Source organism: Acerihabitans arboris, from assembly GCF_010131535.1.
GTDB lineage: Bacteria > Pseudomonadota > Gammaproteobacteria > Enterobacterales > Enterobacteriaceae > Acerihabitans > Acerihabitans arboris.
Genome location: NZ_WUBS01000019.1, coordinates 110,998 through 132,739 on the forward strand (window position 1 = coordinate 110,998; position 21,742 = coordinate 132,739).

16 protein-coding genes are annotated in these 21,742 nt (G+C 53.5%); 7 read left to right on the forward strand and 9 right to left on the reverse strand.

The features are described 5' to 3' along the window. The first annotated feature begins 6 nt into the window (after window positions 1–6). Window positions 7–966, forward strand: a complete 960-nt coding sequence (accA, locus tag GRH90_RS22810) for an acetyl-CoA carboxylase carboxyl transferase subunit alpha (RefSeq protein WP_162368276.1) — start codon at window positions 7–9, stop codon at window positions 964–966. Between the two features lie 282 nt (window positions 967–1,248). Continuing rightward, window positions 1,249–3,396 (forward strand): lysine decarboxylase LdcC, encoded by a 2,148-nt coding sequence (locus GRH90_RS22815; protein ID WP_162368277.1) that lies wholly within the window; start codon window positions 1,249–1,251, stop codon window positions 3,394–3,396. Between the two features lie 126 nt (window positions 3,397–3,522). Here GRH90_RS22815 and GRH90_RS22820 read toward each other — a convergent pair whose 3' ends face one another. Beyond that, entirely contained in the window at window positions 3,523–3,891 is a 369-nt protein-coding gene (locus GRH90_RS22820) for a hypothetical protein (protein WP_162368278.1), read from the reverse strand. Window positions 3,892–3,899: 8 nt separating this feature from the next. Next, entirely contained in the window at window positions 3,900–5,354 is a 1,455-nt protein-coding gene (locus GRH90_RS22825) for an inositol phosphate phosphatase SopB (RefSeq protein WP_162368279.1), read from the reverse strand. Between the two features lie 493 nt (window positions 5,355–5,847). On the opposite strand from GRH90_RS22825, the gene GRH90_RS22830 reads away from it, so the two are divergent. Both GRH90_RS22830 and tilS read left to right on the forward strand, forming a co-directional pair. Further along, entirely contained in the window at window positions 5,848–6,237 is a 390-nt protein-coding gene (locus GRH90_RS22830) for a VOC family protein (protein WP_162368280.1), read from the forward strand. Next, a complete protein-coding gene (gene tilS / locus GRH90_RS22835; protein ID WP_162368281.1) occupies window positions 6,227–7,660 on the forward strand; it encodes a tRNA lysidine(34) synthetase TilS in 1,434 nt (477 codons plus the stop codon). Before GRH90_RS22830 ends, tilS begins: the two co-directional genes overlap by 11 nt. A 39-nt stretch (window positions 7,661–7,699) precedes the next feature. Here the strand turns inward: tilS and rof are convergent, their stop codons facing one another. Next, window positions 7,700–7,957, reverse strand: coding sequence for a Rho-binding antiterminator (gene rof / locus GRH90_RS22840; RefSeq protein ID WP_162368282.1), 258 nt, complete (start codon window positions 7,955–7,957; stop codon window positions 7,700–7,702). Between the two features lie 258 nt (window positions 7,958–8,215). Between rof and GRH90_RS22845 the strand changes: the two genes are divergently transcribed. Together GRH90_RS22845 and GRH90_RS22850 are read left to right on the forward strand one after the other, a co-directional pair. Further along, on the forward strand, window positions 8,216–8,764 hold the full coding sequence (locus GRH90_RS22845; protein WP_162368283.1) for a YaeQ family protein: 549 nt from the start codon (window positions 8,216–8,218) through the stop codon (window positions 8,762–8,764). A 315-nt stretch (window positions 8,765–9,079) separates the two neighbouring features. Next, on the forward strand, window positions 9,080–14,836 hold the full coding sequence (locus tag GRH90_RS22850; protein ID WP_162368284.1) for a hypothetical protein: 5,757 nt from the start codon (window positions 9,080–9,082) through the stop codon (window positions 14,834–14,836). Window positions 14,837–14,921: 85 nt separating this feature from the next. Here GRH90_RS22850 and proS read toward each other — a convergent pair whose 3' ends face one another. The 6 genes from proS to metN all read right to left on the reverse strand — a co-directional run bounded on the left by proS (window position 14,922) and on the right by metN (window position 20,650). Beyond that, the gene (gene proS, locus GRH90_RS22855) at window positions 14,922–16,649 is read right to left on the reverse strand and encodes a proline--tRNA ligase (RefSeq protein ID WP_162368285.1); all 1,728 of its coding nucleotides are present in this window, start codon (window positions 16,647–16,649) and stop codon (window positions 14,922–14,924) included. 179 nt (window positions 16,650–16,828) lie between these two features. Next, complete coding sequence (gene tsaA / locus GRH90_RS22860) at window positions 16,829–17,569, reverse strand: tRNA (N6-threonylcarbamoyladenosine(37)-N6)-methyltransferase TrmO (RefSeq protein WP_162368286.1); 741 nt, start codon at window positions 17,567–17,569, stop codon at window positions 16,829–16,831. Continuing rightward, entirely contained in the window at window positions 17,566–17,976 is a 411-nt protein-coding gene (gene rcsF / locus GRH90_RS22865) for an envelope stress sensor lipoprotein RcsF (protein WP_162368287.1), read from the reverse strand. The genes tsaA and rcsF overlap by 4 nt, the downstream gene beginning before the upstream one ends. Window positions 17,977–18,092: 116 nt before the next feature. After that, a complete protein-coding gene (locus tag GRH90_RS22870) occupies window positions 18,093–18,908 on the reverse strand; it encodes a MetQ/NlpA family lipoprotein (RefSeq protein ID WP_162368288.1) in 816 nt (271 codons plus the stop codon). A 64-nt stretch (window positions 18,909–18,972) separates the two neighbouring features. After that, window positions 18,973–19,626 carry a methionine ABC transporter permease MetI gene (locus GRH90_RS22875; RefSeq protein ID WP_162368289.1) on the reverse strand — a complete coding sequence of 218 codons (654 nt, stop codon included), beginning with the start codon at window positions 19,624–19,626 and terminating at the stop codon, window positions 18,973–18,975. After that, window positions 19,619–20,650, reverse strand: a complete 1,032-nt coding sequence (gene metN, locus GRH90_RS22880) for a methionine ABC transporter ATP-binding protein MetN (protein ID WP_162368290.1) — start codon at window positions 20,648–20,650, stop codon at window positions 19,619–19,621. The genes GRH90_RS22875 and metN overlap by 8 nt, the downstream gene beginning before the upstream one ends. A 187-nt stretch (window positions 20,651–20,837) precedes the next feature. On the opposite strand from metN, the gene gmhB reads away from it, so the two are divergent. Continuing rightward, complete coding sequence (gene gmhB, locus GRH90_RS22885) at window positions 20,838–21,410, forward strand: D-glycero-beta-D-manno-heptose 1,7-bisphosphate 7-phosphatase (protein ID WP_162368291.1); 573 nt, start codon at window positions 20,838–20,840, stop codon at window positions 21,408–21,410. Window positions 21,411–21,742 lie beyond the last annotated feature (332 nt).

Consider the following 21,742-nt stretch of genomic DNA (forward strand, 5'->3'; position numbering starts at 1 on the left):
AATACTATGAGTCTGAATTTTCTTGATTTTGAACAGCCGATTGCAGAGCTGGAAGCGAAAATTGACTCGCTGACCGCAGTCAGCCGTCAAGACGAAAAATTAGATATTAATCTGGATGAAGAGGTGCAGCGCCTGCGTGAAAAAAGCGTGGAGTTGACCCGTAAAATTTTCTCCGATCTGGGGGCCTGGCAAATTGCCCAACTGGCCCGTCACCCCCGCCGGCCATACACGCTGGATTATGTCCAACATATTTTCACCGACTTCGATGAACTGGCCGGCGATCGCGCCTATGCCGACGACAAAGCCATCGTCGGCGGCATGGCGCGCCTCGACGGCCGGCCGGTGATGATTATCGGCCATCAAAAGGGCCGCGAAACCAAAGAAAAAATCCGGCGCAACTTCGGCATGCCGGCGCCGGAAGGATACCGCAAAGCCTTACGGCTGATGGAAATGGCCGACCGGTTTAACCTGCCGCTGCTGACCTTTATCGACACCCCTGGCGCTTATCCGGGCGTGGGCGCCGAAGAACGCGGCCAGTCCGAGGCCATCGCGCACAACCTGCGCGAAATGCCCGGGTTGCGCGTGCCGGTCGTCTGTACCGTTATCGGCGAGGGCGGCTCCGGCGGCGCCTTGGCCATCGGCGTCGGTGATAAGGTCAATATGTTGCAATACAGCACCTACTCGGTGATCTCACCGGAAGGCTGCGCGTCCATTTTGTGGAAAAGCGCCGATAAAGCGCCGATTGCCGCCGAGGCGATGGGCATTGTCGCGCCGCGTCTCAAGGAACTGGAGCTTATCGACAGCATCGTTCCCGAGCCGTTGGGCGGCGCGCATCGTGATGTCCTGGCTATCGCGGCGTCATTAAAAACGCAGCTGCTGTCGGATCTGGCCGAGCTGGACAAGATGAGTGAGGAAGAGCTGCTGAACCGGCGCTATCAGCGTCTGATGAGTTACGGCTACTGCTGATATCATCACGGCCCCGGCGGCCTGTGGCGGCCGTTATGGCCCCATCGTCGGGCTGTTAATACCCAAACACCCCGCGGGCGTATTGCTCGCGGGGTGTTTTGCATGGGCCGCGCCCGGCCAATGGCTGGCGTGGAGCACGGCGGCCATCTAAGTCGGCTATGCTTAACAGGTAGCGGCTTGATGGGCCGCGTTATTTCCTGGAAAAATGCCGCGGGAATTTTGAGAGAACTTTTTAAGCGACCGTTTCAAGTGAAACAGCCTTAGGCTAAAAGGACCGGCTGAATGAACATCATTGCAATATTAAGTCCGGAGCGGGTATTTTATAAAAACGAACCCATCCGGGAGTTGGATGAAGCGCTGAAAACCCAGGGTTTTCAATTGGTCTATCCCACCTCGAGCGGCGATCTGGTCAAGCTTATCGAGCAAAATCCCCGTATTTGCGGGGTGATTTTCGATTGGGATCAGTACAGTATGGATCTCTGCATCGAGATCAACGAACTGAATGAATACCTGCCGCTCTACGCGTTTATCAACACCCATTCGTCGCTGGACGTCAGCCTGAACGAGATGCGCATGGTGCTGTACTTTTTTGAGTACGGGCTGGGGGTAGCCGACGATATCAGCATCCGCATAAGGCAATATACCGACGAATACATCGACGCTATTATTCCCCCGTTTACCAAAGCGCTGTTCAACTATGTGAAAGAAGGTAAATACACCTTTTGCACCCCCGGCCACATGGCCGGCACCGCCTATCAAAAAAGCCCGGTAGGCAGCCTGTTCTACGATTTTTTCGGCGCCAATACCCTGAAAGCGGATGTCTCGATCTCGGTGACCGAACTGGGATCGCTGCTCGATCATTCCGGCCCGCACCTTGAGGCGGAAGAGTTTATCGCCCGCATCTTTGGCGCGGAGCAAAGCTATATGGTGACCAACGGCACCTCCACCGCCAATAAGATGGTGGGGATGTATGCCGCGCCTTCCGGCAGCACGGTGCTGATCGATCGCAACTGCCACAAGTCCCTGACGCACTTGCTGATGATGAGCGACATCGTGCCGATCTACCTGTGCCCGATCCGCAATGCCTACGGCATCCTGGGCGGCATTCCCAAACGCGAGTTCAGCCGGGAAAGCATCGCCTTAAAAGTGGCGCAAACGCCCCATGCCACTTGGCCGGTGCATGCGGTTATTACCAATTCAACCTATGACGGGCTGTTATACAACACGCAATATATTAAAGAAACGCTGGATGTGCATTCGATTCACTTTGACTCCGCCTGGGTGCCTTATACCAATTTCCACCCGATTTACCGCGGCAAGAGCGGTATGAGCGGGGAACGCATACCCGGCAAGGTAATCTTTGAAACCCAGTCCACCCATAAGCTGCTGGCGGCATTTTCCCAAGCCTCGTTGATTCATATTAAAGGTGATTATGACGAACGCACCTTCAACGAAGCCTATATGATGCATACGACAACCTCGCCGAATTACGGCATCGTGGCGTCAATCGAGACCGCGGCGGCGATGGTGCGGGGCAAGCCCGGGCGGCGGCTGATATTGCGCTCCATCGAACGGGCGCTGCATTTTCGCAAAGAGGTGCAGCGGCTGCGCGAGGAGTCGGAGGGGTGGTTCTTTGATATCTGGCAACCGGAAATTATCGAGGAGGCGGTATGCTGGCCTATCGAGCCTGGCGCGCCATGGCACGGCTTTAACAACGCCGATGCCGATCATATGTATCTCGATCCGATCAAGGTCACCATACTGACGCCGGGCATGGATGAGTTCGGCACTATGGCCGAAGAGGGCATACCGGCGGCGCTGGTGGCTAAATTCCTCGACGAGCGCGGCGTGGTGGTGGAAAAAACCGGTCCCTATAACCTACTGTTCCTGTTCAGCATCGGTATCGACAAAACCAAGGCCATGAGCCTGCTGCGTGGGTTGACCGAATTCAAACGCTCCTACGACCTGAATCTGCGCGTCAGGAATATGCTGCCGGATCTGTTTGCCGAAGATCCCGATTTCTATCGCAATATGCGCATCCAGGATCTCGCCCAGGGCATTCACCGCCTGATTCGTCAACACCGGCTGCCGCATTTGATGCTAAGCGCCTTCGACGTGCTGCCGGAAATGAAAATGACGCCCCATGCCGCCTTTCAGCAACAGGTGCGCGGCAACGTGGAGACGGTGGAGCTGCCGGACCTGCTGGGACGCATTTCCGCCAATATGCTGTTGCCTTATCCGCCCGGGGTGCCGGTGGTGATGCCGGGTGAAATGATCACCGAGCAAAGCCGCGGCGTGCTGGATTTCCTGATCATGCTGTGCACCATCGGCATCCATTATCCGGGTTTTGAAACCGATATCCACGGCGCCCAGCTGACCGAGGACGGTCGTTATCTGGTGCGGGTACTGAAAACCGACATTACAGCCTGAAGTGTAGAATATCGGCGCGGTGAATGGGTGAGCATAGCCTCACCCCGCGGAAGCGGACCGGCGGGACGATGATGTTGCCGGCGACAGCAAGATATTAAAATGTCGTGCCGCCCTTGGCCTGTCTTTTCAGGAAAACGCGCCCGCTAATTCATCCCGCCGGCCGTGGCCGAAATATTCCCTGGCGGAGGCAATTTCATAAACATAAAAACCAAATTTGTCCATGATGTTATCAAAATCATCCTCCGGGCTTAATACTAATTTTGCCAGGATAATACCCTCGGACGCGCAATAGTTAATGTCGCTTTTGCAATTCAGTGATAATAGTTCAATTAAATCCATCTGTTGGGTCGGCAGTGGAAAACAGGGACAGAGCAAGGTTATGCCATTGTCGCCATCAGAAAAATAAATCAACGTATCTTCATTGATACATAACACATTCTCTTCACCGGGCACAATTTTATAGCGGTCATACAACCCTTGCAAAAAAACCTCCATGGTACCTCCTATACATAATCGGAAAGGCCTTTCGCCAGATTGGCTATTTCAGGGTTGCCGATGCGATCGCGCAAGGTCAATCCGCCAATAAGCACGTTGGCGAGCTTATTGTTTTTCAGTGATTTATTGCCGGGCACGCCGGTATTATATTGCTGTATTTGCATATTACCGCTGTTAAGCATCACCGCCTGCATTAATTGCCGGCCGCCCATATCCAATGCGCCGCTATCAGTGCCCATGCCCAGGGCGTGGCCGGCGGTTGCGCGCTTTATTTCCGCATCCAGCATGCCGGTACGGTCTTTTCCGCTCTTGCAGTTCCAGCAGGGGGTAACGCCGATTTCACTGGATAATAACGCCACGCGCATGGCGGCCTTATACGGCTCGCCTTTATCTGCATGGTGTAACTTCTTCGCCCAGATCAGCTTCAGTTCCGCTGCCAGCGCCCTGACGCGTTCGGCATTGGCGGGCCGGGAGGCCAGATATTGTCCCACCCAACCTCCATGCGGCGAACCCGGGGAAAGATCCCGGCCGAGCAGCTTGGCCAGGGCCAGGTGATTATATTTATCGGAGTAGGCATGCCCCAGCTTTAGCCATCCCAACGCCGGCTCGTTTACCCCGAAATTAAAGGCGGCGATATCAAGCCGGACGGTGACCGGCACCACGTTGCCTTTACCATCCCTGATAGGTATCACTGCCGGGCCGGCGCCAAGTTCGTTCCAGGCCGACATCTGGTCGCGCAACTGGGATTTTTCCGTGGAAGGCGCGATATTCACGGGCGTCAGCAGGCTTGATGAGGTTAACGGCAGGTCTACCTTATCACCTTTCAGCGCGGCGGCCATTTTTTCCGGATGCAGGTACAGCGCGGCGGCCACCACCTCCCTGGCCCGGTTCAGCGCGCCTTGTCGGCGTTCGGCGCTGCCCGCCTCCAGCTCGTAGGGACTCAGTACGCCGTGGCGTATGCCGGTAAACAACGGGCGTTGATCATCATCCCGCGCCGAAAACCGCGAGATCCAAAGATTCACCGCATGGGTGGTTTCATCGCTGGACTTGCTGCAAACGCCTTTATCATCATATCCGGTGGCGAAAATATCCTTCTCGCCGAGTTTTATCTGGCCGGCGGGTATTAACGTACTGTCAAACGTTTTGCCGTCAAAACTGAAGCTGTCATGGATAGTCTCCCAGTGCGCATTATTGAGTATTTCTTTACTTAACGTTTCCAGGACGGTTTTTGCTTCGCGCTGGGCTGTTCTAGACGAGCAGCCGTAATATTGCTTTAAACTGGTGGTCAGGGAATCGGTGATATCTTTTTTCAACGCCAGGATTGCCATGATATCCTTGTCGGTTGCGGGCGTGCTTGCATTATTATTGTCGCCGCTTTCATCTTCGAGCATGGCTTCGAACCGTTTGGCGCCCCGCTTGTTCCCTATCTTGGTCAGCGCTTTCATTCCCGCTTTCAGGTACATATTGCGCAATCCGCCGATCGGGCCGCGAGGAAATCCGGCCGATGGACGATGGCCATTTATAGCCACCGGCGTAAATTGATGCGCTACGGTTGATTGCCGGAAAACACCCTTAACAATATCTGATTTATTATCTACAGCCACCTCCGCCATCGGATTTAGCCTGGCAATGCTCAACGGTTTAAGTAATGTATTCAGCACATTTGTCATAGGGTTACCTGCTGGAAAAACGGTGTTTGAATAATGGTGTATATTATTTCACCAAATGCTAAAACAATGGCTTGGGTAATTCCAGACAATACGCCGGGCGTGAGCGTTTTGTGCATCTTTTACCGGGCGTGGCTGGGCCGGCCGCGACGCCGGCCAGCAGCATATCCCGCTCAGGCAACGAGCATGGGGCGTGGGCGGGATATGGCATATTGTGGTAAATTGCCTCTGGATGCCGGGTGATAAACCCCAGGTAATGCGCAGAAACGGGCTTAAAAGGAAAACGCCGATGCTTAAACTAAAACACGTGCATCACATCGCCATCATCGCTTCGGATTACCAGCGCAGTAAGGCGTTTTATTGCGAAATACTGGGTTTTATGTTGTTAAGCGAGGTATATCGCGCCGAACGCGACTCCTGGAAAGGGGATTTGGCGCTCAACGGCGACTATGTGATCGAGTTGTTTAGCTTTCCCAACGTACCGGCCAGGGTCAGCCGCCCGGAAGCCTGCGGACTGCGCCACCTGGCGTTCGGCGTGGAGGATGTGGCCGCGGCTATCAGCGCGCTGAATATCGACGGCGTTAATTGTGAACCGATCCGCATCGATCCCCTCACCGGCAGGCGCTTTACCTTTTTTGCCGATCCCGACGATCTGCCGCTGGAACTGTATGAAGCATAAACCGGGGGATCCGCAGACCCGGCGGGATAGTGTCGCCGGCCTGGCTGACGCCAGCGGCGCGCTTTGCCGCCATATCGCCCTGCGGCTTGGTCGGCGCAGGGCGGCGCTGGTGGCGCTGAGCGGCGGACTGGACTCCACGGTGCTGCTTGATGCCCTGGCGTGCCTGCGCAGCCAGCAGATACCGGATCTCGCGCTGCGCGCGGTATATATCCATCATGGGCTGAGCGCCCACGCTGATGAGTGGGCGTTGCATTGCCAGGCGTTATGCCTGCGCCTGCGGGTTCCTTTCCTGCGCATAGACGTGCGGGTGGACGCCGCGGACGGCGGCATCGAGGCGGCGGCGCGCGGCGCGCGTTACCGGGCGTTGGCGCAGACGCTCCTGCCCGGGGAGACGTTGCTGACCGCCCAGCACCAGGACGACCAGGGCGAAACGCTGCTGCTGGCGTTAAAGCGCGGCAGCGGACCGGCCGGATTATCCTCCATGGCCGCGGCGTCGCCCTTCCATGGACATGAGCTGCTACGCCCTTTGCTTGATATCGGCCGCGCGCGGCTGCGTGATTACGCCGAAAGCCGGTGTCTAAGCTGGATCGAGGACGAGAGTAACCAGGACGAGCGCTTCGATCGTAATTTCCTGCGCCTGCGCATCATCCCCCTGCTGAAACGGCGCTGGCCCCATTTCAGCCAGGCGGCGGCGCGCAGCGCGAGGCTTTGCGCCGAGCAGGAAACGCTGCTCGACGAACTGCTCGGCGAGACGCTGCATCAATTAACCGCAGCGGATAATTCCCTGGATCTGGCGCCGATGTTGACCATGAGCGCCGTCCGGCGCGGGGCCGTCCTGCGCCGCTGGCTGGCATCGGCCGAAATAGCCATGCCTTCGAGAGAGCAGCTGGACCGGATCTGGACCGAAGTGGCGCAAAGCCGTCGGGACGCCGAGCCCAGCCTGCGGCTGGGGGAGCGGCAAATACGGCGGTATCGTCAACGATTATTCATCCTGCCGCTCTGGCCCTCGCTCAGGGAGCGGGTGCTGACATGGGAGGATACGGGGCGTCCGCTGTCGCTGCCGGAGGATCTGGGCATGCTGCGCCAGGGGGCGGGCGGCGCGCCGGTACGCCGGCCGCAGGCGGACGAGCGGGTAAGCGTGCGGTTTACCGCCGCGGGCATCTTGCATATCGTCGGGCGGCGCCATGGGCGATCGATAAAAAAATTGTGGCAGGAGCTGGGCATCGCGCCCTGGCAGCGCGAGCGTACTCCGCTGGTGTATTACAATGAACAGCTGATCGCCGCGCCGGGCATTTTCATCACCCGGGAGGGGGAGGCCAAAGAGGGCGAAACGGGACTGTTTTTGCAATGGGTCCGCCAGGCTGGCGATATGGGTCAGATGTTAACGGATAGGCGCTATGGAAACGACGCTAACGGGAAGTAAAACACTACTGCCCGTCAGGAAAAGGAAAGTAGAGGGTGGTTATTCGCTAACCACCACCGTACCGAGTTCGGGATGGGTGAAACTGGCAATGTGGTCCAGCCGCAGTTCGTGACTGTTGCCTGCCTCGTCGATAACCAGATACTCGACATGCTTTCTTGAGATCATATCGCGCGCCACGCCGGCGACGGCATCTCCATTCTTAAGCGTCAGAGTGAGGACCCAGTGGCGCTGACAGGCGAGCTCAAGATTATCGTAATCATCGCAATTAATGGGTTGATATTCTTCATTCGTTGACATAATAGCTCACCTACTTGTTACGGCGGTAAATACCGCCTGTTCCCTGAGGGAGGAAGAAGTGCGATTTTCATCCGCCGCTCATCCCGCCTACATCGTTCAACAGTATTTCCTTATCAGACTATAGCACAGAGCGCCCCTATCCCTGGAATAAATGGTTTAGGAATTAATAGCGCCGACATGATGTATTTATCGCTTTTCTGGCCGTCTGGCGGTGATGTCAGGTACACTGCCAGCCAACACATATCCTACGGAACCGCCATGGCGTTAAAAGCGACTGTACATAAAGCGGCGGTCAACATCGCCGATATGGACCGGAATTATTTTTCCGATGTCAACCTGGTGCTGGCCCAGCATCCCTCGGAAACCCCGCAGCGCATGATGCTGCGGCTGCTGGCATGGATCTATCATGCCGACGATCGCCTGGAATTCACCCGCGGCCTCAGCGCCGATGATGAACCCGCATTATGGTTACGTAACGATCGCGGCGAGCCGGAATGGTGGATTGAACTGGGGCTGCCGGAAGAAAAGCGCTTGCGCAAAGCCTGTCATGTGGCGCGCAATGTGGTGCTTTATGCCTATAACGAACGGGCGGCGCGGGTATGGTGGCAGCAGGTCGAGCCAACGTTGTCCCAGCACGGCAACCTGTGCGTACGTTTTGTTGACGATGCCCAGATGGCGCAGCTGGCGACGCTGGCGGCGCGCAATATGTCCTTGCAGGCCACGCTGCAGGACGGATTAATGTGGCTCTCGGACCAGCAAACGCAGCTGGAAATAACGCCGCAGACCTGGAAAAGCGCTGCGGAATAAGGCCCAGCAGATATTTCGCACCCAGGATCGCGTAACGACGTCGACGACAATTACGGCTACCGTTGCGCGATTTACGATAAATAAACCGTACGCGCGCGGATATGGCTAACAGGTGTTCCGCATCAACTGACAAACCCTAATGATTAAAGAATGATTAACTTAACCAGGTGTTGACTGAAGGTATCCGCAAGGATAATGTTCGCTGGCCTTCCCCGTTAATCCTGGGGCATTTTAAACGAAATGACATCAAAAAGTATTGAAAATTCTTTATATTTTCATGTCTTACATACTCTGATGAATAGGGATATCCTATATATGCTGACGACAGGCCAAACACACCCGCATGTGTCCCCATCCTACAATAAAGATAAATCCGAAATAATTAAAGATATATATTTAGCTGGTAAAATTAGTGCCATAAAAAATATAACAAACAATAAAATGATTAATGATAATATCATTGAAGTGGTTTCAGCAGGCCATGCCGCCTTGGATTATACCCACGGCGAAGACTGCAGGTTGTATGCGGATATACCGATTAAACGCCCAGATGATTGGCGCAAGTCGGTCCTCGGCTGTGGCGTGAAATTATTTTATTTATTGACGGGAATAATCAGCGGCGGCGCGTTGGGATATTATTTACGTTACGGTAGCGAGGACGTGCATGGTCATAAATGGCAATTATCAATGTCACCTAAAGAGCGGGAGGAAGCGAAAAAAATAATCACCATTGTGAGAAATCACAGGATCAACCGAACAGACTCTTCTTCTTTTCAACCTAAGATAAGTCTTTCGGAAGCATTACTGCGGACCATGGCCGCTATCAGGTTGATTCCCCCGGTCTATAACAACACATCCATTATCCAGCGCGGCGCGGGAAATGACACGCCTATCGGCGCAATGTCGGTGGCCGTCTTTTCACGACCTGCATCAATCAGCCAGCCGGGGGGCAAGGCGAGCCGACGCGTAAAAAGGGCGCCGCGATATATGGCTAACCACAGGCTGCCGGCCTGTGCCAGAGAAAAAAATAGGATTGACTACTGGCAGGAGATTGATGAAAATCGTGAAAAATTCATTATATATAATGATTTTTTCAATGGGAAGACATCGGCTAATCAAAATATTTCCACTCAGGATGAAGCAATCGCTCAGAAGGTATTTGACAATACAACAGTGCGTGGCCTGCACAAGTTATGGGCACGCGACCGGTGGCTACACACATTTGGACTTTCTGATGAGCTTGCGCCGGATCACGCAAATCTCACTTCAAACTTAATAGATATTTTGTTAAGCGATATATTGTATAGAAAATATGGTTTATTCATTAGTTCCCTTCAATTTGCGCGGCAGGTGGCGCTGGATATTTTTTATAGGAAAGTAACGGCAGACGGCGTGTCGCCATTTGACTATATCTACCATGGTGTATATTGCATAAAACAGATTTTTCTGAGAGCGCCTTATAGAGCTTTGTTAAGTCCCAATGAATCAGAATTGAAAAATCTAATTATATTAAGAACTAATGTAATTGGTGCCCGTGAAGATAATTTTCTTTCTTATCTGGAATTTGTCGTAAATGGCCAGCCAACAGACATTGTAGCCGAGTTCGAACGTTTGCTGATTTTTTTTGATGCTAGCCAGGATATTAATGATGCCTATATTAGCATGGTTAAAAACAGGCTGGCAGCCGCCCTGTTTCCGCTGATGGCCCAAGACACGGATAGCGGTATACGCAGCTTTGTTCAACTGTGGATGGATGGCGCGATAAACGAACGATTAGTGGGTTTTACCACTCCTGAAGGCAAATCTATAGCTCCAGGTATTATTGCCATTGCGCGCTCGTCCGGCGGATTATTGGTATCGCTGGCAACAAGCGAAATTTATTATTGGACTCCCGATGATACTTCCGCCGCGCTTAAGGCGTTTATCGCCGAGCATCTTTCGGTTATGCAGAAGGTTTTTCTGGCGTCTGTTACCCTGTCGGCAAAGCTCGATGAGTCGCAGTGTGTCTTAGCATCATCCATTATTTTGATAGAAGTTGAAAATATTTGGATGGAATTAAAAACGCTACATTTTGAAAAACTTGATGAACATCTTGGTTATCATGCTCTTGACCGGAGCATGCCACAAGCGTCGGGCCATGATGATATCATGCAACAGCGTTTGCTGGCATCCGGCGCCGCCGTCGCGCTGTTGGCTTTTTTTTTCACCGGCGGCTCATCCGCCGGCTGTGCCGCCATGATGCTGAGCAATATTCTGTCGGGCGCCAGCGGGGCTTTATATATCCATAGCGCCATTAATACCAAGGATGCGCAACGGCGCAAGAACGCATGGGAGTCGGCGCTGTTAAGCATTGTTATTGCCGGTTTAGCCGGTGCGCCCGATCTTTACCTTGTGATGAAAACCTGGGGTAACCGTGAATATGGATTGATCTACCGCGCGGCGGATACATTGCGAAAAATGATATGCGCGGGCTCCACCATCGGGGAGGCCGAGGCATTTATCAAAAGTGAAACCCGCGAGCGTACGATTAAGCTGTTAAATGAATTGGTCAAGGCAAATAATGCGCAGTTTGGCAAATTAGGCCGAAACAGCGTCGAGGCAATGCTGGCGGTTTTACGTATCTGCTGTCGTTTCGATGTCAATCAGCATCAATATATCAGCAAAACGACGCACTTCGCCAAGATGTTCAGCCAGAAGAAAATCATTATTGATAAAAGCGCATTGGCGAGCATTCCCGCCGGCTATGAATTAGCGGTGACGGAGCATGGAACCAATAATTTATCCCTGCTGCTATTGTGTCTTGGTAAAGGCAAATTTGCGGGCTTCAATGTGCAGGCGCTGGGGCAAAGCCTGGACTCCTCACTGCGTTGGGAGGTGGTTCACAGCGACTACTTCAATATTAATAATGAAGGGGTCCTGCTGACGAGCGGCAGGTCCGGCACCGTGTATGTCGAGGATTCTTTGCCCGTATCAACACCGGCAATTGAAATGAGGCTTACCGATCGTGAAGGCGAGCTGGCCACTAAACTCCGCCGATATTGCAATAGATTTAAGTTTGACGACAAAGGAGATGCTATTTTTAGCGGCGTAGAACGTTTCGCTATTAACAACGGATTCGACGATGTTCGATTTCGCGCTTTATTCATTTTTGATCCCGCAATGAAAGATCAGACTGCGCGCCATTATCTTCTGGCTGCCAATCAGCAGGGAACAAGTTTTATCCTTGAGCCCAATGCGGAAAATCTTCGGTTTATAAAAATTCCCGCCATCGAGGATGTGGCGATTTTAACCGAGGAGAAATGGCGTCTGGGTTTTGAAAATTCCGCGGAGCGCGCCTTGATAACCTATAAAGATTTCCCAACGCTGCAATCAGCCATGGATTATCACCCCACCTACGATATTGCGCAAAATAATGAAAAATTATTAATGTCTCCTCCAGGCTTTATCGAGCTGATGCAACCTGCTCAGCCTGTGACGTATTCATTGTTTTTGTCACAGTATGACGGCGCGGAACAACAGCTGTTGTTACAAAAGAAAATACGCGCAGGCATCATCAAAGATCATTTATCCCAAAATAGTTATGAATTTATTCTATCGGTTATGAAAAACGCCGGTGTTATTACTAAAAACCATAAAGAACTGCTGCTGGATTTATATAAGGCAAATCCACAAGACGCCCTGCTTCAGGTAATTAAAAAACCTATCCAGATCAAGACATTTACCGATATGTTGCGTATTGAACCGGGCAAGCTGGTGCGCTTTACCAATCTACAAGACAGCACGATTTCACATTTAATGCTGAGCGTGGGCAACGGCAGATTTGCCGGCATGAACAATAATATGCTTGATAGAGTACTTAGTGACGAAAAACGTGTGCTCATTGCGGAGCAATTGGGAACCTTCAGGGATGATGATGTCCTGCATTCATATGGCCGGCGTAATACGTTTATGGTGGAAAAAGGGGATTTGCCATTCTTAATCACGCCTGAAAAATCCCTGATGAATATTGCTGAGAGCGTCAGTGCCAATACTGTGGCTGAGAAAAGCAGCACCCGTTTTGCCCTGGAAATTTTGGTTGCCGCAAAACAGCTGGTGCCGCAGCAAGCCGACGCGTTGGAGAGATTGGCGACGTTGATGACCGGTAAACTGGAGGGTGAAAAACTTTCATTGATAAAGTTTAATAAATTTTTGGCCGTTGATCGGTATGTCGATAACAATAGCGAGCTTGAGGATCTGGCCGCCGGTAAATTGGTGGTCTTTTATACTGAGGATAAAAATTTACATACGATGGTCAGCCTGGGCGAAAATCGTTTTATGGGAATCAATAATCATATGATAAACGATATGCTTAAAGAAGATCAGAGAATTATTTCCTCGCAGGAAATGGGGGCGATAATCAGCGGCAGAAGGATAAACAATTTAAAAAATTTCAAGGTTGCGGTAGGAGATGCTAATTTAGAAAAAACACGGATTTCCGCGCTGCTTGGGCCAGATGGGCGTATTGAGTACGTTAACCATGGGTTAAATAAGCTGCAAATGGAAATTAAGGCCCATGGCGCCCTGGCCAGCATAAATCATTATGACGCCATCGAACTGGCCGATATTATCCGCGGCTTACACGGCTCGTTGCACCCAGAACAATCGCTGAGTCATATTGAGCTTATTTCATGTTTTGGCGCCTTGGGGGGCAGGCGTTCTTCCGCGCAAATTATTTCCGATCGTCTGGGCACAACGGTTGTCAGCTACCGGGGGGTGATTACCGATAGTAAGTCACGTAACCGCGGCTCCGGTATTATGTTTGAACCACGTCAAAGCTATGGCATGGAAAGAATACGGGAAAATGAGCTTTGGCATCGCCGCATTCATGATTTTATTGAAGACACCATGAGTTTATTCGGACGTTTGCCGTTCCAGCGCCATAGCAGGGCCGTTGCCGATAATGTACCTTTTGCCGTGGTGGTTATTGATATTCTGCATTTCCTTAGAAAGGAAATTGATGCGCATACCCTTGTGCGTCACTATCCAGGCCTCATGTCCAAAAGAGCCTTGCTCCAGGCAGGCATGCTGGCAAGTCCGCTCGGCAATGAAGAGACGCTGATTACCGCCTTGTTGATCATTTTTTATGGCAACAGCGCTATGATCGCTGCGATGGAGGCCTATATTTTATCCTCTGAATACGGCGCTACGCCGTCAGGTCCGGTGGTAATCAATAGCCGCAGTTTACGTCATCCTCTCTACTGGAAAGATATGGTGCCGGCGTTAAGCACCTATCGGCAGCTGCCGTCGGTCGTTGTTTCCAGTGACCTTATAAGTCATAGCAATATTTATATTTACTTGAAGGATGATAAATATGATTTAAGGGAATATATGATACGGGTCGGCAGTGATTGTAATAGTAAGAAACTGTGGCCGCTATTAGTGGCTAATTTTTTCAAGGAGCATTCCGGGTCTTTCCCCATTATGTCCGGCCTGAGAAATCAGGATATATTAAGTATGGGTTTCGAATTCTCGAATTTTCATTTTTTTCTTAATTCCTGGGTCAGATCTGATTTTAGCCTGCATATGGATTTGGCTACCGATGACGATAAGCCTGATGCCAGCCCGCTTGCATCTTATGTCCATTTTAGCGGTGACGATCGGCGGTTTACCGATACGCGTGAGGATATTGGCTTGGGGCATTCACTCTTAGTACAACTGGACAATAAGTTATTACTGTATATAAAAGATGAGCTAATTGTTGATCACAAGTTCGAGAGTAACGGCAGCGTGGCACATACATCCGCTCCAAATCCTCTGCCGTCCATACCACGGGCGGTCATTACCCTGGTGGAGAACAGGGAGAGGTTTGTCATGTTGCAAAGAGTGATTCCCAAAAAGATCGCAGGCAATCATGACGCCGTGGCTTTTTTTCTTGCCAAAGAAATTAATAAATATACACAAACCATTAAGCTCGGCGTCAAAAAGGAGCAGTCAATCGTTCCCGTCAGGTCGGCGGAGGCCAACGTTGTCTACAGCGATCCCGGCACGGTGAACAAAAGCTGGATATTGATCAATTTTATTCACAACGACTAGCCGATCGCGAGACATATTGCCGATGGGCGGAAAAAGAATACCCGGCCGGGCATGCCGCCGGGCCGGGTCATGAACAGGCGATAGATTAACGCCGGGCGTTTTGGATTTCACCCACCAGGTAGTCGACGATAGCGCTGATTTTCATCATCTGCTTTTCGCCGACCCGGCGGTTTTTGTATTCCACCTCTTCGCCGTCGAGGTTGCGATCGCCGATAACGATGGTGTGCGGTATGCCGATCAGCTCCATATCCGCGAACATCACGCCCGGGCGCTCTTTGCGATCGTCGAGCAGTACCTCGATGCCTTTGGCGCGCAGCGCGTTATAGATGCTCTGCGCCGCATCCTTTACCCGGAAGGACTTATGCATGTTCATCGGCAGGATGGCGACATGGAACGGGGCAATGGCTTCGGGCCAAAGAATGCCGCGCTCATCGTGGTTTTGTTCAATCGCCGCCGCCACCACCCGGGAGATGCCGATACCGTAGCAGCCCATGGTCAGCGTTTGATTGCGACCATCCTCGCCCTGTACCGTGGCTTTCATCGCCTCGGAGTATTTGGTGCCCAGTTGGAAGATATGGCCGACTTCAATGCCGCGCTTGATCTGCAGGGTGCCCTTGCCGTCCGGGCTGGCGTCGCCTTCCACCACCTTGCGCAGATCGGCGGTTTCCGCCAGCGGCAGGTCCCGACCCCAGTTAATGCCGAAATAGTGTTTGCCATCGGTATTGGCGCCGGCGCCAAAATCGCTCATCGCCGCCACGCTGCGGTCGATCACCAGCGGGATCGGCAGGTTTAGCGGCCCCAGGGAGCCCGGTCCGGCGCCGACGGCCGCGCGGATCTCTTCTTCGGTGGCGAATTCCAGGGGGCTGGCGACCTGCGGCAGTTTTTCCGCCTTGATTTCATTAAGCTGGTGATCGCCGCGCACCAGTAACGCGACCAGCGATTGGCCGGCGTCTTTATCGCCGTGGACAATCAGCGTCTTAATGGTTTTGGTCACCGGCAGGTTAAATTGCTCAACCAATTCATTGATGGTCCTGGCATCAGGCGTATCCACCAGGCGCAGCTCTTCGGTCGGTTCTTCGCGCGGCGCGGCGGGGGCCACGGCTTCGGCCAGTTCTATATTGGCGGCGTAATCCGAACCGCTGGCGAAAACAATATCGTCCTCGCCGCTGTCGGCCAGCACCTGGAATTCATGGGAGGCATTGCCGCCGATGGAGCCGGTATCCGCCTGCACGGCGCGGAAGTCCAGGCCTATACGGTTAAATATGGCGCTGTAGGCCTGATACATGGCGTCATAGGTCGCCTGCAGGGATTCCTGGGTAGTATGAAACGAGTACGCGTCCTTCATTAAAAATTCGCGCGCGCGCATTACGCCAAAACGCGGGCGCACCTCGTCGCGGAATTTGGTCTGGATCTGGAAAAAATTCAGCGGCAACTGTTTGTATGAGCTGATTTCATTGCGCACCAGATCGGTAATCACTTCCTCATGGGTGGGGCCGAGCACGAACGGACGATCGCCGCGATCGACAAAACGCAGTAATTCCGGTCCGTACTGTTCCCAGCGTCCGCTCTCCTGCCATAAATCCGCCGGTTGCACCACCGGCATGGAAACTTCGATGGCGCCGGCGTGGTTCATCTCTTCGCGCACGATGTTTTCGACTTTACGCAGCACCCGCAGGCCGGTGGGCAGCCAGGTATACAGGCCGGATGCCAGCTTGCGGATCATTCCGGCGCGCAGCATCAGCTGATGGCTGATGACTTCGGCGTCGGCGGGGGTCTCCTTAAGGGTGGAGAGCAGATATTGACTAGTACGCATGATAGTTGGGTTCCACAAGAACGGCTGAAAGCCACAGGCTGCTTAACGGCAGCAAAGTATGAAAAGTGAATCAGTTTACCAGCGCAGGCGGGCGGCCAAAAGAGAGCAAATGGAAAATTCGCAAAAACCGCTTTTACTCCCGGCCGTCGCGCGCCGGAAATAAGGGAACCCGCGCGCTTTTACCGTCGCCCCGCGGTTGCGCCCGTCGCGTCGGGAGCATCATCGATGGCCAGTACCCCGGCCACATCGCCCATCACCCGCCAACTGACATTAAACGCCAGCAGCAGCGCCGCGTAGGTGCGCTCGCCGTCGCGATCCCGGCGATAGGCCGGACGGGGATCCTGCGCCAGCACATCGGTCAGGAACCGGCGCAGTTGGGGATAACTACCCGACAACTCGGCCAGGCGTAATTCCGCCGCCGTTGAGAAGGTCACCGCCATCGAGGCGACGGGGCTGTGTTGGGCAAAACCGGCCTGCGCCGCCGGTATGCTTTCCGCATAGGGCAGGTAGGGCTTGATATCCACCACCGGCGTGCCGTCCACCAAATCCAGGCTGCCCAGTTCCAGTACCACTTCCGCGCCCTGGATACGCATGCCCCGCAGCGCCACCAGGGACATGCCGATGGGATTGGGACGGAAGGTCGAGCGGGTGGCGAACACGCCTATGCGGCTATTGCCGCCCAAACGCGGCGGCCGCACGGTGGGGTGCCAGCCCTGCTCCAGTGTCTGGTGAAAGACAAATACTATCCATATATGGCTGAATGCTTCCAGACCGCGCACGGCGTCCGGCTGGTTATACGGCGCCAGCAGCCGCAGCTCGCCGGTGCCGTCGGGCACCAGGCCCGGCTGGCGGGGAACGGCAAATTTTTCTTTATAGGGTGACTGAATCACGCCGATTTGCCGCAGGTGGTACTCGCTCATTGCGTCACTTTTAACGCGGTACCCTGGCAAACGGCCTGCTGATAGCATCCCGCCACCGCCCGCACCATTTCACACTGGTGCAGCAGCACCGCGTTGCCTTTCATATACGCCGCGCGCATCTGCATCTCTTTGCGCGCCGCGGCCAGGCTTGGCGGCGGATCCTGCAAACTTACCTGGCAGGTGGAGCCATAGACTTCGCCCAGGTCGCGGAACGGTTTCCCGACCAGCTCTTCGGCGGTTTTGTACAGCTTGGCCGGCTGTGGGCGCGTCGAGGTCTTGCGGGTGACCGGCGCGTTCTTGAACGGAGAGACGGGTGCGGCTTGGGTCGACGTCGACGTCGGGGGCGTATGGAGCCATGCACATCCCGTCAACGACAGCACCAAAATACATCCAGGTAAAGCACGCATACATTTTCCTCTGCTTATTTTTATTTCACCGGCGCTATTGAATCAATCTACGGCATAAATAACAAGACGGGCCGTAGCCCGTCTGGTCAAAAGCGCACATAATTAGTGAGTAAAGATTACCAGCCTTTCACGGCGCCGCCATTAAAAACTTTGTTCGCGGCTGCATTAACTTCATCGGACTCGTAAGCCTGCACGAATTTTTTAACATTTTCGGCATTTTTGTTATCTTCACGGGCCACGATCAGGTTGACGTAAGGTGATTCCTTATCTTCCACGAACAGGCCGTCCTTGGCCGGGGTCAGGCCAATTTGGCTGGCATAGGTGGTGTTGATGATTGCCAGGGCGATTTGCTGATCGTCAAGCGAGCGGGGCAGCTGCGGCGCTTCCAGCTCAACCAGCTTCAGATTTTTCGGGTTGCCGACCACATCCAGCGCGGTTGGCTGCAGGCCGACACCGTCTTTCAGGGTGATCAGGCCCACTTTTTGCAGCAGCAGCAGAGAACGGCCCAGGTTGGTCGGGTCATTAGGCAGGGCCACTTGCGAACCCGGCTTCAGCTCATCCAGGGATTTAATTTGTTTTGAATAGCCGGCAATCGGATAAACAAAGGTATTGCCCACCGGCGTCAGCTTATAGCCGCGATCCTTGATCTGCTGATCAAGGTAAGGTTTGTGCTGGAACGCATTGGCATCGATATCGCCTTTGCTCAGCGCTTCGTTAGGCAAAACGTAGTCGTTGAAGGTGACCAGCTCGACATCCAGGCCGTATTTTTCCTTCGCCACTTTTTGCGCTACTTCGGCAACCTGCTGTTCCGCGCCGACGATCACGCCAACTTTAATATGGTTTGGATCTTTCTCTTCCTGCCCGCAGCCTGCCAGCGCCAGGGCACCGATTAACGCGCCGGCGGCAGCCAGAGTTTTTATTTTAGAAAACATATCCCTTTCCTCTTTTGGGTAACGCTATTGCAATGAAACGCCGGTATGGCTGTTTCATTATCGACTATTTATGGGTAACGGCTTTAACGATTTTATCGCCGCCGATCTGAATTAAAAACACCAGGATAACCAATAATGCCAGGACGATATTCATGATGGTGGCGTTATAGCCTATATACCCGTACTGGATGCCAATCTGGCCCAGGCCGCCGGCGCCCACCGCGCCGCCCATGGCTGAATACCCCACCAGGGTGATAAGCGTAATGGTGGCGGCGTTCACCAGCCCGGGCAGCGCTTCCGGCAACAGGACCTTGCGGATAATCTGCAACGGCGTGGCGCCCATGGCGCGCGAGGCTTCAATCAGGCCGGCCGGGATCTCCAGCAGCGCGTTCTCCACCATGCGGGCGATAAACGGGGCTGCGCCCACGGTCAGCGGCACGATGGCCGCCTGCAGGCCGATTGACGTGCCGACGATCATGCGGGTGAAGGGGATCATCCACACCAGTAGGATAATGAATGGAATGGAGCGGAATATATTGACCAGCGCCGACGTGATGCGATAGGCCTTGCCGTTTTCGATGATCTGGCCGGGCCGGCTGATATAAAGCAGTACGCCGATGGGCAGGCCCAAGGCAAAACCAAGGAAACCGGAGACAAAGGTCATCATCAATGTTTCCCAGATGCCCTTGACGAATAATGCCACCATGGCTTCAGACATAACCCAGTACCTCTACTTTAACGTGCTGCCGCTGCAAAAAGGCGATGGCGTCGCGGGAGTTTTGCTCCTCCCCGGCCATTTCCGTCAGCATGATGCCGAATTTCACCCCACCGGCGTAATCCATCTGGGCGCTGATGATATTATTGTTGACGTTAAATCGCCGGGCGGCCTCGGATAATAACGGCGCGTCCACCGATTGACCGGTAAATTCCAGTTGCAGGATGGGTATTTTTCCCGCCGATGGCACATCGGTCATGCGCTCCCGATAGTCGTCCGGGATATCAAGATGCAGGGTAGACTTGATAAACTGCTGCGCCAGCGGTGTTTTGGGGTGCGAAAACATTTCGCTCACGGTGTCCTGTTCAATCAGTTCGCCCTGGCTGATGACCGCCACCTGATCGCAGATGCGTTTCACCACGTCCATTTCATGGGTGATCAACAGAATGGTCAGCCCCAGGCGGCGATTGATATCTTTCAGCAAGGCCAGGATCGAGCGGGTGGTGGCGGGATCCAGCGCGCTGGTGGCTTCATCGCATAGCAGCACCTTGGGATTGCTGGCCAGCGCCCGGGCAATGGCGACCCGTTGCTTTTGCCCGCCGGACAGGTTGGCCGGATAAGCGTCGGCCTTATCCTCAAGCCCGACCAGTTGGAGCAGCTCATTGACCCGCGCGGCGATATCGCGCTTCGATAAATTGTCGAGTTCCAGGGGAAGGGAGATATTGCCGGAAACCGTGCGCGACGACAGCAGGTTAAAATGTTGGAATATCATGCCGATTTGCCGACGAGCGGCGATAAGCTGACGTTCCGGCAGATTGGTCAGGTCTTTACCGTCAACCAGCACCGTGCCCTCGGTGGGACGTTCCAATAAATTTACACAACGGATAAGCGTGCTCTTCCCGGCGCCGGAAGCGCCGATGACACCATAAATCTGACCTGCCGCAACGTGCAGGGAAACATCCGATAGGGCATTAATCGTCAGGGAACCCTGTGAATATTGCTTGGTAATATGAGAAAGTGTGATCATGCTTTTTTATTGTTACTGGTTACCTGTGGCGAGAGTAAAGAGCATTTGGTTGATATCGCAATTATCAACGTGCGTGGATGTTAGGGCGTCTAGACGGCTAAGTCAACTGGGATTCATTTTCTCTGTTTCTCTTCACCGGACAAAACATGCGATACTGGACACCGTTTATGTTCTGAGGAGCCAATCAGTGTCACAGTCCGTTCCAGCTATATTTTTAGACCGCGATGGTACCATCAATGTCGATCACGGTTATGTTCATGAGATCGATGACTTTCAGTTTATCGATGGCGTTATCGAGGCCATGCAGGAACTGAAAACCATGGGGTTCGCCCTGGTTGTCGTGACAAACCAGTCCGGCATCGCGCGCGGTAAATTTACCGAGGCTCAGTTTATGCGGTTAACGGAGTGGATGGATTGGTCGCTGGCCGATCGCGAGGTGGAATTGGACGGCATCTATTTTTGCCCGCATCATCCCGAAGGCGTGGAAGGCGAGTACCGCCAGGATTGCGACTGCCGCAAACCCAAACCCGGCATGCTGCTCGACGCGCAACAGTCCCTCAATATCGATATGGCGGCCTCTTATATAATAGGTGATAAAGCCGAAGACCTGTTGGCCGGACTAGCGGCGGGCGTAGGGACCAAAGTGCTGGTGCGCACCGGCAAGCCGTTGGACGAAAAGACCGAAGCCCAGGCGGATTGGGTGATAGACAGCCTGGCGCAACTGCCCAAGGCGATAAAACAGCGTGTAAAAGGCGCATAATGATTAATTTATGACCGGTCGGTATAAAACAGAAGATTTTTACTTGCCATTTCAGCACGCCCCCCTATAATGCGCCTCCATCGACCGGTAGCGTGAGCAACATCACACTCTACCGGAAACGAGTCAGGAGGCAGGCCGAACGGGCTTGACACTGGGAGAGGAAAGCGTAATATACGCCACCTCGCGCCAGGCTGATTACAGCGGCGCACTGCTCTTTAACAATTTATCAGACAATCTGTGTGGGCACTCACAAGACCGTATCGAAACACAAAAATACCAAGTCTTGAAGAGTGAACAAACAGTTAATTCAAAAGATTAACCAGATGAATCTT